Source organism: Roseisolibacter agri (assembly GCF_030159095.1).
GTDB classification, from domain to species: domain Bacteria; phylum Gemmatimonadota; class Gemmatimonadetes; order Gemmatimonadales; family Gemmatimonadaceae; genus Roseisolibacter; species Roseisolibacter agri.
The window spans coordinates 18,399-32,097 of the sequence record NZ_BRXS01000011.1 but is presented as its reverse complement, the minus strand read 5'-3'; the positions used below and the strand labels follow the sequence as shown (position 1 = coordinate 32,097).

General features: G+C 74.5%; 12 protein-coding genes. 5 read left to right on the top strand and 7 right to left on the bottom strand.

Annotation, left to right across the window (positions count from 1 at the left end; translation table 11 throughout):
- The first annotated feature begins 90 nt into the window (after positions 1-90).
- From rosag_RS24960 to rosag_RS24940, 5 genes are all read left to right on the top strand, one after another.
- Positions 91-2,568 (top strand): penicillin-binding protein 1A, encoded by a 2,478-nt coding sequence (locus rosag_RS24960; protein WP_284352916.1) that lies wholly within the window; start codon positions 91-93, stop codon positions 2,566-2,568.
- Entirely contained in the window at positions 2,565-3,341 is a 777-nt protein-coding gene (locus rosag_RS24955) for a hypothetical protein (RefSeq protein ID WP_284352915.1), read from the top strand. The genes rosag_RS24960 and rosag_RS24955 overlap by 4 nt, the downstream gene beginning before the upstream one ends.
- Positions 3,342-3,345: 4 nt before the next feature.
- Entirely contained in the window at positions 3,346-4,722 is a 1,377-nt protein-coding gene (locus rosag_RS24950) for an amidohydrolase family protein (protein WP_284352914.1), read from the top strand.
- Between the two features lie 52 nt (positions 4,723-4,774).
- Positions 4,775-5,725: a branched-chain amino acid transaminase gene (locus tag rosag_RS24945; protein ID WP_284352913.1), complete on the top strand. Its 951-nt coding sequence runs from the start codon at positions 4,775-4,777 to the stop codon at positions 5,723-5,725.
- 168 nt (positions 5,726-5,893) lie between these two features.
- Complete coding sequence (locus rosag_RS24940) at positions 5,894-6,568, top strand: HNH endonuclease (RefSeq protein ID WP_284352912.1); 675 nt, start codon at positions 5,894-5,896, stop codon at positions 6,566-6,568.
- Positions 6,569-6,590: 22 nt separating this feature from the next.
- On the opposite strand, the gene rosag_RS24935 is transcribed toward rosag_RS24940, so the two are convergent.
- The 7 genes from rosag_RS24935 to rosag_RS24905 all read right to left on the bottom strand — a co-directional run bounded on the left by rosag_RS24935 (position 6,591) and on the right by rosag_RS24905 (position 13,659).
- On the bottom strand, positions 6,591-7,253 hold the full coding sequence (locus rosag_RS24935; protein ID WP_284352911.1) for a hypothetical protein: 663 nt from the start codon (positions 7,251-7,253) through the stop codon (positions 6,591-6,593).
- A gap of 20 nt (positions 7,254-7,273) precedes the next feature.
- Entirely contained in the window at positions 7,274-9,094 is a 1,821-nt protein-coding gene (locus rosag_RS24930) for a BamA/TamA family outer membrane protein (RefSeq protein ID WP_284352910.1), read from the bottom strand.
- A gap of 247 nt (positions 9,095-9,341) precedes the next feature.
- Positions 9,342-10,712 carry a sigma-54-dependent transcriptional regulator gene (locus tag rosag_RS24925; RefSeq protein ID WP_284352909.1) on the bottom strand — a complete coding sequence of 457 codons (1,371 nt, stop codon included), beginning with the start codon at positions 10,710-10,712 and terminating at the stop codon, positions 9,342-9,344.
- Between the two features lie 7 nt (positions 10,713-10,719).
- The gene (locus rosag_RS24920) at positions 10,720-11,400 is read right to left on the bottom strand and encodes a hypothetical protein (RefSeq protein WP_284352908.1); all 681 of its coding nucleotides are present in this window, start codon (positions 11,398-11,400) and stop codon (positions 10,720-10,722) included.
- 102 nt (positions 11,401-11,502) lie between these two features.
- On the bottom strand, positions 11,503-12,114 hold the full coding sequence (locus tag rosag_RS24915) for a hypothetical protein (RefSeq protein ID WP_284352907.1): 612 nt from the start codon (positions 12,112-12,114) through the stop codon (positions 11,503-11,505).
- Positions 12,104-12,415, bottom strand: coding sequence for a hypothetical protein (locus tag rosag_RS24910; protein ID WP_284352906.1), 312 nt, complete (start codon positions 12,413-12,415; stop codon positions 12,104-12,106). The genes rosag_RS24915 and rosag_RS24910 overlap by 11 nt, the downstream gene beginning before the upstream one ends.
- Complete coding sequence (locus tag rosag_RS24905) at positions 12,415-13,659, bottom strand: sensor histidine kinase (protein ID WP_284352905.1); 1,245 nt, start codon at positions 13,657-13,659, stop codon at positions 12,415-12,417. The genes rosag_RS24910 and rosag_RS24905 overlap by 1 nt, the downstream gene beginning before the upstream one ends.
- Positions 13,660-13,699 lie beyond the last annotated feature (40 nt).

Sequence of the window (13,699 nt, the reverse complement as noted above, 5' to 3'; positions counted from 1 at the left end):
CCAAGTTAGCCGGCCCGCGGAGGGCTGTCAGTCGCGTCGGGCGCGTCAGTCGCGCCCCCCACGCTCCGGCCGTTACCTTCACCGCAGCCCATGACCGCACCGACGCCCGGAACGCCCCCAGCCGCGGCCGCGCCCACTCCCTCCGGTCGCGCCGCCCGCCCCTCGGGGCGGGACGGCGGCCCGTTCTGGCGCCGGCACCCCAACGCCGTCCGCGCCGTCCTGCTGGCGACGGTCTTCTTCGCGGCGCTCGCCGCCGGTGGCCTCTACGCCGCCTGGGCGCTCGTCTGCCGCGGCGGCGCCTGCCCGTCGGTCGCGGGGCTCGAGGGCTACTCGCCCCGCCAGACGTCCAAGCTCTACGCCGCCGACGGCCGCTTCGTGGCCGAGATCGGGAACGAGCGCCGCACCCTGGTGACGCTGAAGGAGATCCCGCCCGTCGTGAAGGACGCCTTCCTCGTCACCGAGGACAAGCGCTTCTACGACCACGCGGGCATCGACTGGCTGCGCATCCCCGGCGCGACGCTGCGCAACGTGCGCGCGCGCCGGTGGCGCGAGGGCTTCTCGACCATCACGATGCAGCTCGCGCGCAACGTCTTCTCCGAGGACATCAGCCGCGAGAAGACGCTCGTCCGCAAGCTGCGCGAGGCGCGCGTCGCCCGCGACATCGAGCGCCGCTACCCGAAGGACAAGATCCTCGAGCTGTACCTGAACCAGATCTACCTCGGCGCCGGCGCGTACGGGGTGGAGACCGCGGCGCAGCGCTACTTCGGCAAGAGCGTGCGCGAGCTGAGCCTCGCCGAGGCGGCGACGCTGGCCGCGCTGCCCAAGGGGCCGTCCATCTACGACCCGCGCCGCTTCCCCGAGCGCGCGGTCCAGCGCCGCAACACGATCATCGAGCTGCTGCGCCGCGAGGGCCGCATCAACGAGGCCGACGCGTCGCTCGCGCGTGCCTACCCGCTGCAGCTCGCGACCCGCTCCGAGAGCGGCGAGACCGCGCCCTACTTCGTCGAGTGGGTGCGCCGCCAGCTGGAGGAGAAGTTCGGCCGCCAGCTCTACGAGGACGGCCTCAAGGTCTACACGACCCTCGACGTCGAGATGCAGTCGGCGGCCGAGCGCGCGCTGGAGGCGCAGCTGCGCGCGATCGAGGCGGGGCGCTACGGCCCGTACAGGCATCCCAGCTTCGAGCAGTACGAGGCGCGCGACCAGGACGACGCCGAGCAGGCGCGCGCCAGCGCCAACTCGCCGTACCTGCAGGGCGCGTTCATCGCGCTCGACCCGCGCACCGGCGGGGTGCGCGCGCTGGTGGGCGGCCGCGACTTCGACGACTCCAAGTTCAACCGCGCGACGCAGGCGCTCCGCCAGCCCGGCTCGACGTTCAAGCCGATCGTCTACTCGGCCGCGGTGCAGAACGGGCGCATGCCCGCGTCCATCGTCCCCGACGAGCCGGTCACCGTGCCGCAGGCCGACGGCTCGTCGTGGACGCCGGGGAACTTCGACGGGAAGTTCGAGGGCCCCATCCCGATGCGTCGCGCGCTCTACATGTCGCGCAACCTCGCGGCCGTCAACGTCGGCATGGAGCTCGGCCCGCAGACGGTGATCGCGCAGGCACGGAAGTTCGGGCTCACGACGCCCATCCCGCCGTATCCCGCGATCTACCTCGGCTCCGCCGACGTCTACCCGATCGAGATGGTGGCCGCGTACTCGGCGTTCGCCACGCTCGGCACGCGCAGCACGCCGAACGCGATCGTGCGCGTCGAGAACCAGCGCGGCGACGTGCTGTGGGAGCCGACGCAGGAGCGCATCCCCGTGATGTCGCCCGAGGAGGCGTACGTCATGGTGAGCATGATGCGCGACGTGAACCAGCGCGGCACCGCGTACAACGCCGTGTGGGGCGCGGGCTTCCGCGTGCCGTCCGCCGGCAAGACCGGCACGACCAACGACGGCGCCGACGTCTGGTACGTCGGCTACACGTCGGACCTCGTCGCCGGCGTGTGGATGGGCCTCGACCGGCCGCAGAAGATCAAGGGCAACGCGCAGGGCGGCGAGCTGGCCGCGCCGGCGTGGACGGCGTTCATGACCGAGGTCTATCGCCGCAAGCCCACGCCGCCCGACTGGCCGATGCCGTCGGGGATCGTCGAGCGCCAGGTCGTCGCGGGCACGAACAAGCTGTTCCTCCCGGAGTGCACGGGCGCGCCGTCGATCACCGACATCTTCATCGCCGGCCTGGAGCCGGTGGAGACGTGCGTCCCCGGCGAGATGTACGGCGACGAGACGGGCCTCGGCCCCGACACGCTCGGGACGGGCACCGATACGCTGACGCCGCAGCCGACGCCCGGCACGCCCGTGCGGCCGACGGTGCCGTATCCCGGCACGCCCGCCCCGCTGCCGCCCGGCACGCCGCCGGCCACCGACAGCGCCGCGGGCGACAGCATCCGCCTGCGTCCGCCCGCGGCGCGTCCGCCGGGCACGCGCCGCCGCGTGCCGACGGACACCGCGAGCCGCCTCCCGCCCGCGACCGAGCCGCTGCCCGACGCGCGTCCCGTGCGTCCCAGCGTCCCGCCGCGGCGATGAGCGCGACGCCGCCCGTCTGGCGGCCCCGCGACTGCCACGCGCACACGACCTTCTCCGACGGCGTGCTGACGCCGAAGGCCGTCGTCGAGGTGGCGCGCGAGCGCGGCGCGCGCCCCAGCGTCGCCGACCACCTGTCGTGCGACGTCGGCGCGGCGGTGGGCACGGTCGCCGGCGTCGCCAATTACCTCGACGTGCTGGAGAAGCTGCGCCGCGACGTGCCGGAGCTGGGCATCTCGGGCGAGTTCTGCTGGCACGACTCGCTCTGGCGCACGCTGCCGCGCGACCAGTGGGCGCGCTTCACGCACACGGTCGGCTCGCTGCACGCGGTGTGGCTGCCGTCGGGCAACCGGCTGCACATGTTCCAGCGCGGCTGGCCCGAGGGCCTCGACGCCGACGCGTACATGGACGCGCACGTCGAGAACCTGGAGCGCTTCGCGCGCGAGATGCCCGTCGAGATCCTCGCGCATCCGACGCTCCTCCCGCTCGCGCTGCGCACGCGCCCCCTGCAGGAGCTGTGGACCGAGGCGCGCGAGGAGCGTGCGGTGCGCGCGCTGGCCGCCGCCGGCATCGCGTTCGAGGTCAGCAACCGCTACCGCCCGCACATCCGCTTCGTGCGACGCGCGGTGGACGCGGGCGTGCGCCTCTCGCTCGGCTCCGACGGCCACACGTTCGAGCAGGTCGCGGATCTCGCGTGGCCGCTGGCGACCGCGCGCGAGCTGGGCGTGCGCGACGAGGATCTGTACGAGCCGCTCGTGCACGGCCGGCGGAGCTAGGCGCGTGAGGCTGCTCGCCGCGCGCTGGCTCCTTCCCGTCACCAGCGCGCCGATCGAACACGGCGCGGTCGCGATCGACGACGCGGGGCGCCTCGCCTACGTCGGCCCGCGCGCCGGCGCGCCCGCGTGCGACGACGTGGAGGACCTCGGCGACGCGGTGCTGCTGCCCGGGCTCGTGAACGCGCACACGCACCTCGAGCTGACCGCGATGCGCGGGCTGCTGGAGCACGCGGACTTCTTCGCCTGGATCCGCACGCTCACGCGCGCGCGCGCCGAGGTGCTGGACGACGCGGCGCTGGTGGACGCGTCGCGCCTGGGCGTGCTGGAGGGACTGAGCGCGGGCGTCACGACCTTCGCCGACACCTCCGCCAGCGGCGCGCCGCTCGAGGCGCTGGTCGAGTGCGGCGCGCGCGGCATCGTCTATCAGGAGGTGTTCGGCCCCGACGCGTCGCAGCGCGAGGCGTCCATGGCCGGGCTGCGCGCGCGCGTCGCCGCGCTGCGGGCGCGTGCGACGCCGCTCGTGCACGTCGGCGTCTCGCCGCACGCCGTCTACTCCGTGCACGAGGACCTGCTGCTCGACGCCTGCGCGTGGGCGCTCGGCGAGTCGCTGCCGATCGCGATGCACGTCAGCGAGAGCGCCGCGGAGATCGACTTCCTGCGCGAGGGCCATGGGCCCTTCGCGGACTTCCTGCGCGCGCGCGGCATCACCGTGCGGCGGCGCGCGCACTCGCCCGTGCACCTGCTGGCCGAGCTGGGGATCGCGGCCACCGCGCGCCCGCTGCTGATCCACGGCGTGCGCTTCGACGACAGCGACGTCGCGCTGGTCGCGCACTACGACTGCCCGGTCGCGCACTGTCCCGCATCGAACGCGAAGCTCGGCCACGGCGTCGCGCCGCTGCGCGCGCTGCTAAACGCCGGCGTGCGCGTGGGGCTGGGCACGGACTCCGTGGCGAGCAACAACCGCCTCGACCTGCTGGACGAGGCGCGCCACGCCGCGCTGCAGCAGCGCGCCACGCTCGCCCGCGCCGACGCGCTGTCGGCCGAGGAGGCGCTGCGGCTGGCGACCATCGGCGGGGCGCGGGCGCTGGGTTTGGCCCACGAGATCGGGTCGCTGGAGGTGGGGAAGGCCGCCGACCTCGCGGCGTGGCGGCTGGACGCGCACCCGCGGGCGGTGGGGGCGGGCGACCTGCCCGCGGCGCTCGTGTTCGCGCTCGCCGGACTGCCCGCCGACCACGTGACCGTCGCGGGGCGCACGCTCCTGCGCGGCGGCGCGCTGCTCCATCCCGACGCGGCGGCCATCGCGGCCCGCGTCGGGGCGACCGCGGACCGGCTGCGGGCGTGGGACCTGGACGCCCGGGCGCCGCGGCCGGGCTCTGCATAGTCGGCCCGGCGCACCTATCTTTCGTCCGACTTCCACCCGAGGCATCTGCCGCATGTCGGACCGCTCGTCCGGCCGCACCGCCCTGATCTGGCGCGACGGCCACCTGATCCCCTGGGAGCAGGCGACCCTCCACGTCATGAGCCACGTCGTGCACTACGGCTCCAGCGTGTTCGAGGGGATCCGCTGCTACGAGACGCCGTCGGGGCCGGCCGTCTTCCGCCTGCGCGAGCACATGCGCCGCCTGGTGGACTCCTGCAAGATCTACCGGATCGAGCTGCCCTGGACGGTCGACCAGCTGGTGCAGGCGACGGTCGACCTGGTCGCCGCCAACGAGCTGCGGCACTGCTACCTGCGCCCGGTCGTCGTGCGCGCGGGCGAGCAGATGGGCGTGCTCCCGTTCGGCGTCCCGATCGAGACCTTCATCGTCGCCTGGAAGTGGGGCACCTACCTGGGCGCCGACGCGCTGGAGAAGGGCGTCGACGTCTGCGTCTCCAGCTGGCGCCGCGCGGCGCCCGGGACGTTCCCGACGATGGCCAAGGCGGGCGGCAACTACCTGAACTCGCAGCTCGCCAAGATGGAGGCGCGCACCGACGGCTACGTCGAGGGCATCACGCTCGACAGCTTCGGCTACGTGGCCGAGGGGAGCGGCGAGAACCTGTTCGTCATCCGCGACGGCATCATCTACACGAGCGGGCTCGACTCGGCCATCCTCAACGGGATCACGCGCGACTCGGTCATCCGGATCGCGCGGGACCTCGGCTACGAGGTGCGCGAGGAGCGGCTGCCGCGCGAGATGCTCTACGTCGCGGACGAGCTGTTCTTCACGGGGACCGCGGCGGAGCTGACGCCCATCCGCTCGGTGGACCGCATCGACGTCGGGGAGGGGAAGCCCGGCCCGATCACGAAGGCGATCCAGGACCGCTACATGGGCATCGTGACCGGGCGGGTGGCCGACCCCTACGGGTGGCTGACCCCCGTCCCGGTGGCGGAAGCGGTCGGCTGAGGGTCTACACAGCGGCGTCGATCCCGTGCGGGTCGGCGCCGCTGGCACTTTGTGGAACGTCGGGTGCTATACTGTTCGGTGCGGCAGCGGCGCCCTTCCGGGGGCACCGCCCGCCCATGTACGACCGGTGACCTGGTACGCCGCTCTCGACGCACGACGGAGGTGTGCGTGATCGTCGGCTGTCTGGCCCTGAACGCGAGCTTCGAGCCCCTCACGATGGTGCCCGTGAAGCGGGCGCTCCGCCTCGTCATCGACGGGAAGGCGGAGATCGTCGAGAGCGACGGTGCGCGATTCGTCCACTCCGCGCGCATGACGATGCCGCGCCCGGCGGTGATCCGCCTGACGCGCTTCATCCACGTGCCGCGCCGCTTCCGCCGGCAGGTGACCAACACCTTCCTCTTCGCGCGCGACCGCTACCGCTGCCAGTACTGCGGGCGCACGCAGGCGGAACTGAAGGGGCGCGAGGCGCTGACGCGCGACCACCTGATCCCGATGTCGCGCGGCGGGACCAACGAGTGGACCAACGTGGTCACCGCCTGCAGCAGCTGCAACCTGCGCAAGGCGAACCACTTCCCGAACGAGATCGGGATGCACCCGATGACCGCGCCGGTGGAGCCGCACTTCGTCCACCTGTCGTGGGCGGTGCGCCGCCTCACGCCCGCGCAGGCGCGCTACATCCGCACCTTCTACGGCGAGCAGATGCTGCATCAGCTCGAGGTGCTGGAGCGCCGCGGCCATCACACGCCGCACGGCCACCACGCCGCGCACGGGCATCACGGCACGCACGGCGCGCACGGCTCCTCGCACGGCTCCTCGCACGGTCACCACGCCGCGTCGTCCTAGGGACGACGCGGCGTCGCTGCATCTACGGCCGGAAGGTCTCGGAGCGGACCTCGTAGTGCCGCGTCTCGCCGCCCAGCAGGCGCGTGGCGAGCGTCTTGAGCCCGCGGCCCACCGCGGTGCCCGGATTGCGCCGCCCGCGCACCGCCGGCCGCAGCTCGCCGCGCAGCCAGCGCTCCACCTCGTCCAGGTCGCTCATCGAGAGCGTCTCGACGTCGACGACCATGTTCCAGTACGAGCGCCGGCCGCGCGGCGGCAGCAGCGGCACGCGGTACGGACGCTCCGCCGCCTGCACCGCGGCCGCGAGCTGCGAGAACTCGCCCAGCGGCGTCACCTCGTCGCCCACGAGGCGCGCGACCTCGTAGCTGCGCGCCATCGCGTTCTGCCGGATCACGACGTCCCACTCCCACGAGCCGCGCAGGTCGTTGAACCATCCCGCGACCGTCCACAGCTCGGCGCGATAGTGCAGGCGGATCGGGAAGCCGTGGTCCAGCAGGTCGCGCAGGTCGCGCTCGTCCAGCACGCCCACCACGCGGACCAGCGGGCCCTCGCTCGCCAGCGCGGCGCGCGTGGGCAGCCGGATCTCCACGCCGCGCTGCGCCTGCGCGTCGGCCGTCGCCAGCAGCATGGCGAGCAGCGCGACGGCCAGCAGGGCGGCGGGGCGGGAGCGCGGAGCGCGGCGCGTCACGGCGTGCGGCGTCGTCGCGGTCAGAAGCGGCGGCGGATCCGCACGAACACGTTCGCGCCGGGGCTGGGCCGCGACACGGCCTTCGCGACGTAGATCCCGAAGCTCCCCAGGTCGTTCGTGCGGTTGTGCCCGAAGTCGAGCCCCGCGCCCAGGTCCGTGAGGAAGCTGCCGACGGCGGGCACGCGGCCGCGCGGATACACCACCTCGCCCGCGTCGCGCGGGCCCACCAGCCAGCCGCGCCCCGCGTCGGCGAACACGACCCAGCTCGCCTCGGTGCGCCACGCGCGGCGCCGCACGCGGCCCTCGTCGTCGTCGCCGAACAGCTTCACGCGGATGTCGCCGCGATACTCCGCCTGCAGCAGCGCCATGCGCTCGCACTGGGCGGGCGACCCCGGCGGCTCGGCGCCGAGCGAGCACTGGCCCACGTCGCTGCGCGCGGAGCCGATGAGCGCGGGCTGGCGGAAGTCGAAGCCCGGCAGCGCGCCCGGCCCGGTGAGCGACAGCCGTCGCTGCATCGGCAGCGGGTCGCCGTGCAGCCAGCCGCCCAGCGCGACGCGGAAGTTGAGCTGCGCGTCGGGCGTCAGGCGGTTGTAGCGCCGCACGTCCACGAAGCCGCGGCCGTACTCGCGCCGTCCCGGCGTCAGGTCGCGGCGTCCCAGCTCGCCGATCGGCACGTTGAGGGCGGGCGGCAGCAGCGACGCCGACGTCGCCGCGAGCGACGTGAACTCGCCGCGCCCGCGCTCGTAGTCGGCCGCGACGTACCACCCGGCCCACGGCCGGTCGACGTCGTTGCGCGTGTCGATCCGGAGCGCGGTGGTCAGCACGTGCACGCGCCCCTCGTCCGCGGCGGGGTTCGGGCGCCACGTCGCGTTGTTGCGGAACAGCGTGAACACGTCGCGCGCGCCGCGCGACACCCAGCGCTCGTCCGACAGCGAGACCGTCACGCTCGCATCCGGCCCCGCGAACGCGGACACGTACGCCGCGCCGCCGTGTCGCCCGAAGTAGTCGCGGAAGTCACGGCGCAGGAAGAACGCGGCGAGCCCGGTCTCCGCGGGCCCGAGCTGCCAGTCCTCCACCGGTGCCACCTGGTCGAACAGCCGCCCGCCCGCGCGCAGCTCCAGCCCCTGCCCCAGTCGCAGCTCGGCGCGCACGAGATGGCCGACGTTCGCGCTGTCCCACGAGAACTGCTCCGCCGTGCGGAAGATGCCGAGCGCCTCGATCAGCACGCCGCCGCTGCCGAAGTCGTGCTCCAGCGACGGCCCGAAGTGGATCGGCAGCCCCTCGACGCGGTTGTACGTGCGCCCCGACGAGAGCGTGAGCCCCGTCGTCGTGCGGCGGCGCGGCCCGACCGTCGTGCGGCGCCAGCGCCACCACGTGCCCTGCTCGTCCTCGGAGAGCACGGGCGTCAGGCGGTCGTCGGTGCGCGTGTACTGGAGCGGCTGGCGGAAGCTCTGGTAGTCGCCGCGCAGGTCGGCGTCGAGCCGGCCGTCCACCACGCCGCCGACGACGAACACGTCCCCATCGACGCGCGCGCCGGGACGCAGCGTGAGGTCCGCGTTGATCACCGTCAGCCGCCCGGTGATGTGTCCGCCGACGGTCACCGGGCCGTCGAGCACCGCGACGTCGCCCGCGACGGTACGGCCGGCTGGCACGTCGTACGCGCCGAACACGCGCGTGGTGGCGGGCGCGTTGAAGCGCGCGGCCGCGTCGCGCGCGACCTCGCGTGGCAGCGTGGGCGCGTTGCTGGTGTCGCGGCGCGTGGGCTGCGCACCGGCGGCGGCGGGCATCGCGAGGCCGAGCAGCGCGGCGGCTGCGACGCGGAACGTGAGTCGAGCGAGCATGAGAAGCTCCGCGGGAATGGTGCGCCCGTGCGACGGGGCACGTCGCGTTCCCGGGACGGTGAGGCGGACTGACGTGCGGAAGTGCCGAAACGATAACGCCTTCGCACGTCTGCCGCCGAGCTTCCCGCGCGGCGGCGTCACCCGGGTGGGACGACGGCCCGTGTCGGATCGCGACGGCGGCCGCCGCCATCCGGCGCGTGCACGAGCGCGTGCACGAGCGCGTGCACGAGCGCGTGCACGGGCGCGCTCACTGGATCCCCAGCCGCTTCATCCGGCGATACAGGTTCGGCCGGTCCGTCTGCAGGCGGCGCGCGGCCTCGGCGACGTTGCCCTGCGCCACCGCCAGCGCGCGCACGATCAGGGTGCGCTCGTAGCCGTCCAGCGCGTCGTTCAGCGACGCGCCCAGGTCCGATGGATCGGGCAGCGTCACCGGCACGCCGTCGCTCGGCGTCCCGCGGTCCACGGCGAGCACCTGCCGCACGTGCGACTCCGTCACCGGCTCGCCGGCGTGCAGGATCGCGAGCCGCTCGACGATGTTCGCCAGCTCGCGCACGTTGCCGGGCCAGCGATGCCGCACCAGCAGCGCGAGCGCCTCGTCGGTCCAGGCGGGCGCGGGACGTCCCGTGCGCGCGCGGTAGAGCGCGGAGAAGTGCCGCACCAGTAGCGGCACGTCGTCGGGGCGCTCGCGCAGCGGCGGCAGGTGGATCGGGATGACGTTCAGGCGGAAGAGCAGGTCCTCGCGGAACGCGCCGTCGGTCACCGCGCGCGCGAGGTCCTTGTTGGTCGCCGCGACGATGCGCACGTCCACGCGGATCGGCTTCCCGCCGCCCACGCGCTCGATCTCCTTCGCCTCGATGGCGCGCAGCAGCTTGGCCTGCGCCTCGGCGCCGAGGTCCCCCACCTCGTCCATGAAGAGCGTGCCCGTGTGCGCGAGCTCGAAGCGGCCGATGCGACGCTCGGTCGCGCCGGTGAACGCGCCGCGCTCGTGGCCGAACATCTCGCTCTCCACCAGGTCGCGCGGGATCGCCGCGCAGTTGACGCGGATGAACGGGCGCTCGCGCCGCGCGCTCGCGACGTGGATCGCCGCCGCCGCGAGTTCCTTGCCAGTGCCGCTCTCGCCCGTGATCAGCACGCGCGCGTCGCTCGGGCCGACGCGCGCGATCAGCTCGCGCACCTTCAGCATCGCGGGGCTGGCACCCACCATCTCGCCGCCGAGGCCCAGGTCCTCGCGCAGCGCGCGCGCGGCGCGGCGCGCTTGGCGCAGCTCCAGCGCGGACGCGAGCGCGAGCAGCACGCCTTCGGGCGTCAGCGGCTTCTCGAGGAAGGTGAACGCGCCGAGCTTCGTCGCGCGCACCGCGTCGGCGAGCCCGGCGCGCCCGCTCATCATCACCACGGGCAGGTCGGGATACGCCTCGCGCAGCCGCTCCAGCGCGCCCAGCCCGTCGAGGCCCGGCATCATCAGGTCCAGCAGCGCGACGTCCGGCTCGTGCGCCAGCGCGCTCGCCACGCCGGCGTTGCCGTCGGCGGCGTCGCGCACGTCGTAGCCCTCGGTGGCGAGCAGCGCGCCGACCATGCGGCGGATGTTCGCCTCGTCGTCGACGATCAGGACGGACGGCAAGGTCGCGTCAGCCTTCGATCCGGCGGCGCTGCATCGACTCCGCGGCCGCGTCCAGGCGCGGCAACACCTCGGGCAGGCGCTCGCTCAGCAGCCGCGCCGAGAAGCGCTGCGCCTCCGACACGCGCTCGACCTCCACGGCCACCGCCTCCACCGCCTGCTCGATGCGCTCCAGGCGCAGCCCCACGTCGGCGGGCACGCCGCCGCCCTGCGTCTTGCGGTCCATGCGCCGCGAGAGCGCGCGCGCCAGCGGGAAGCCGATCACCATCAGCGTGACGAAGAACGCCAGGATCCCCATCAGCGCGATCACGCCCTCGGGCGGGCCGCGGTCGGGGATCTCGGGCGGCGGCGGCGGCTCGAGCGCGGTCTGCACCAGCTCCTCGATCTGGTCGGGGCGGAACAGGTTGCGGTCGAGCACCGTCACCTGCCCGTCGCGCGCGACGATGCGGATGCGGCCGTCCGGCGTGGTCGTCACGCCCATCTCGGGGCGCGCGCCCTCCTGCGCCGGTGCGATCTCCGCGACCGCCTGGCGCGCGCGATCCAGCTCCTCGGTCACGCGCACCGCGGCCTCGCTGGGCGCCTGCACGGTGGTCGGCGCGGGCGCGCCGGGAACGCCTGGCGCGGTCGGTGGCGCGGGCGGTGGCGGCTGCAGCGTGGTCGTCGCGTTCATCGTCGCGTGCTCAGTGTGCATGCGTCACCTCGCGCCTGCGCGAGATGCCGCCGGGGATCGCGATGACCACCATGGCCAGCGGCGCTTCATCGGACATGGAGGGGCTCCAGGAAGGGAAGTACGTCACGGCCGGCGCGTGGGCCCCGCACCATAGCTGGGCTGCGGCTCGGCGCGCTCGGCCAGCAGGCGCGCCGAGAAGCGCTGCGCCTCCGAGACCCGCTCCACCTCCACGGCGACCGCCTCCACGGCCTGCTCGATGCGCTGCAGCCGGGCGTCGACGTCGGTGGTGCCGGCGCCGACCGCCCTGCGATCCATGCGCCTCGCGAAGGCGCGCGCGATCGGCAGGCCGACGATCGTCATCGCGACGAAGCAGAGCACCACCGCGATCAGCACGATCACGTTCTCCGGCGGACCGCGCTCCTCGATCGGCATCGCCGGAAAGCCCGCGGGCGCTTCGTGCGGGAACCCGACCGGTGCCTCCATCACGGGGGCGCCGTCCCGGTCGATGATCACGGTGCGTCCGTTCGGAAGCTGCACGATCGTCTGGCCGTCGCGGCCGCGCAGCACGCTCACCTCTCGCTGCTCGCCGCCCGCCTGCGCGGCCGCGGCCTCGCTCGCGGCCCGTGCCTGCTCCGCCTGCGCGCGCGCCATCTCCGCGCGCACGCGCGCCAGCTCGGCGTCCATGCGCGCTTCCTGCGCCTGGCCGGCGCTCTGCTGCATCGCGTCAGCGCGCATGGGTCAGGCCCTGTGTCGGCGTGGAATCGGGGAGGCCGGCGCCGGCGGGCAGCGCGGCGTTCGAGCGCTCGGCCAGCAGTCGCGTGGTGAAGCGCTGCGCCTCGGAGATGCGCTCGATCTCGACGGCCACGGAGTCGATCGCCTGCTCCATGCGCGCCAGCCGCTCGGCGACTTCGGGCGGGATGCGCGGCTGCGCGCCCTCGAGCTCCAGCTTGCGCGCGTACGCGCGCACGAGCGGGAAGCAGAGCGCCATCAGCGTGCCCGCGATGATCGCGGTGATCGGGATCAGGAAGGGAGACATCAGGCGATGGTCCTCGTGGCGAGTGGCGGCGGCACCGCGGCGTCGCGCGCGGGCGCGTCGTGACGCGGGTCGGCGGAGGGAAGGCGGCCGGGCGTCGCGCCTGCACCGCCCACCGGCAGGATGAAGCGCACCTCGGTGCCACGGCCGACGGCGCTCACCGCGTCGACGATGCCGCCGTGCGCCTGCACCGTCTGGCGCGCGATCGCGAGCCCGAGTCCGGTGCCGTGCGCCTTCTGCGTGACGTACGGATCCCAGATGCGCGCCAGCAGCTCGGGCGCGATGCCGACGCCGGTGTCGTGCACCGCCAGCTCCACCGCGTCGCCGGGCACGGCGGGGCAGCGCGCGCGCTGCACGCGCACCGTCACGCGGCCGCCGGGCGCGCACGCCTCGACCGCGTTCAGCAGCACGTTGTTGAGCGCGCGCGCCAGCGCGTCGTAGTGGCCGTGCACGAGCGGCACGTCGTCGGCGACCTCCACGCGCCCTTCCAGCTGCTCCGGCACCGACGTCGCGACCGCCCACCGCGCGAGGTCGCCGAGGTCGACGTCGGCGGCCGGGCCGTCGGGAAGGCGGCCAAACTGCGCGAAGCTGCGCGCCATCGCCTCCAGGCGCGCCGTCTCCGCGGCCAGCACCTCCACCGCCTCGGCCTGCGCGGGCGTCGCGTCGCGGCGCAGCCGCTCGACGGCGAAGCGGATCGGCGTCAGCGGGTTCTTGAGCTCGTGCGCGACGCGGCGCGCCGTCTCGCGGAACGCCTCCGCGCGCTCCGCCTCGAGGGCGCGCGCGCGGCCTTCCGCCAGCTCGCGCGACATCGTGCGCATGCGCTGCCGCAGCGTGCGGAACTCGGGCGCGCCGCGCGGCTCGGGCTCGTCCGGGAGCGGCTGGCCCGCCTGCACGAGCGCGGTCCAGCGCACCAGCTGGTCCAGCGGTCGGCTGAGCTGCCGGCTGAGGTGTCCGGCGACCCGCGACGTTCCCACGATCAGCAGCGCCACGCCGATCACCCCCGTGGCCAGCAGCACGCGTCCCGCGCGCGGCGCCACGAAGCTGTAGCGGCGCGCCAGCTCGAGCGAGCGCCGCAGCTCCTGCTCGTGCGCGTCGTACGCACGTGCCGCGGCGGGGTCCGACCCGCGCCCGCGCGCCAGCGCGAGCGCGCGCTCGCCGGTCGCCGCGGCCCGCTCCCAGGCGCCGCTTCCGCTCATCAGCGGCAGCGCCCGAGTGACCGTGCCGACCCAGAGGAGCGTGAGGAGCACGGACGGACAGACCGCGAAGAGGAGGAGGATCGCGAAGAGT

What these genes read in the sequence shown, in the direction of transcription:
- rosag_RS24915 (WP_284352907.1), bottom strand. Translation starts at nt 12,114, where the DNA reads ATGCGCGCTGACGCGATGCAGCAGAGCGCCGGCCAGGCGCAGGAAGCG.
- rosag_RS24910 (WP_284352906.1), bottom strand. Translation starts at nt 12,415, where the DNA reads ATGTCTCCCTTCCTGATCCCGATCACCGCGATCATCGCGGGCACGCTG.
- rosag_RS24930 (WP_284352910.1), bottom strand. Translation starts at nt 9,094, where the DNA reads ATGCTCGCTCGACTCACGTTCCGCGTCGCAGCCGCCGCGCTGCTCGGC.
- rosag_RS24920 (WP_284352908.1), bottom strand. Translation starts at nt 11,400, where the DNA reads ATGCACACTGAGCACGCGACGATGAACGCGACGACCACGCTGCAGCCG.
- rosag_RS24960 (WP_284352916.1), top strand. Translation starts at nt 91, where the DNA reads ATGACCGCACCGACGCCCGGAACGCCCCCAGCCGCGGCCGCGCCCACT.
- rosag_RS24945 (WP_284352913.1), top strand. Translation starts at nt 4,775, where the DNA reads ATGTCGGACCGCTCGTCCGGCCGCACCGCCCTGATCTGGCGCGACGGC.
- rosag_RS24955 (WP_284352915.1), top strand. Translation starts at nt 2,565, where the DNA reads ATGAGCGCGACGCCGCCCGTCTGGCGGCCCCGCGACTGCCACGCGCAC.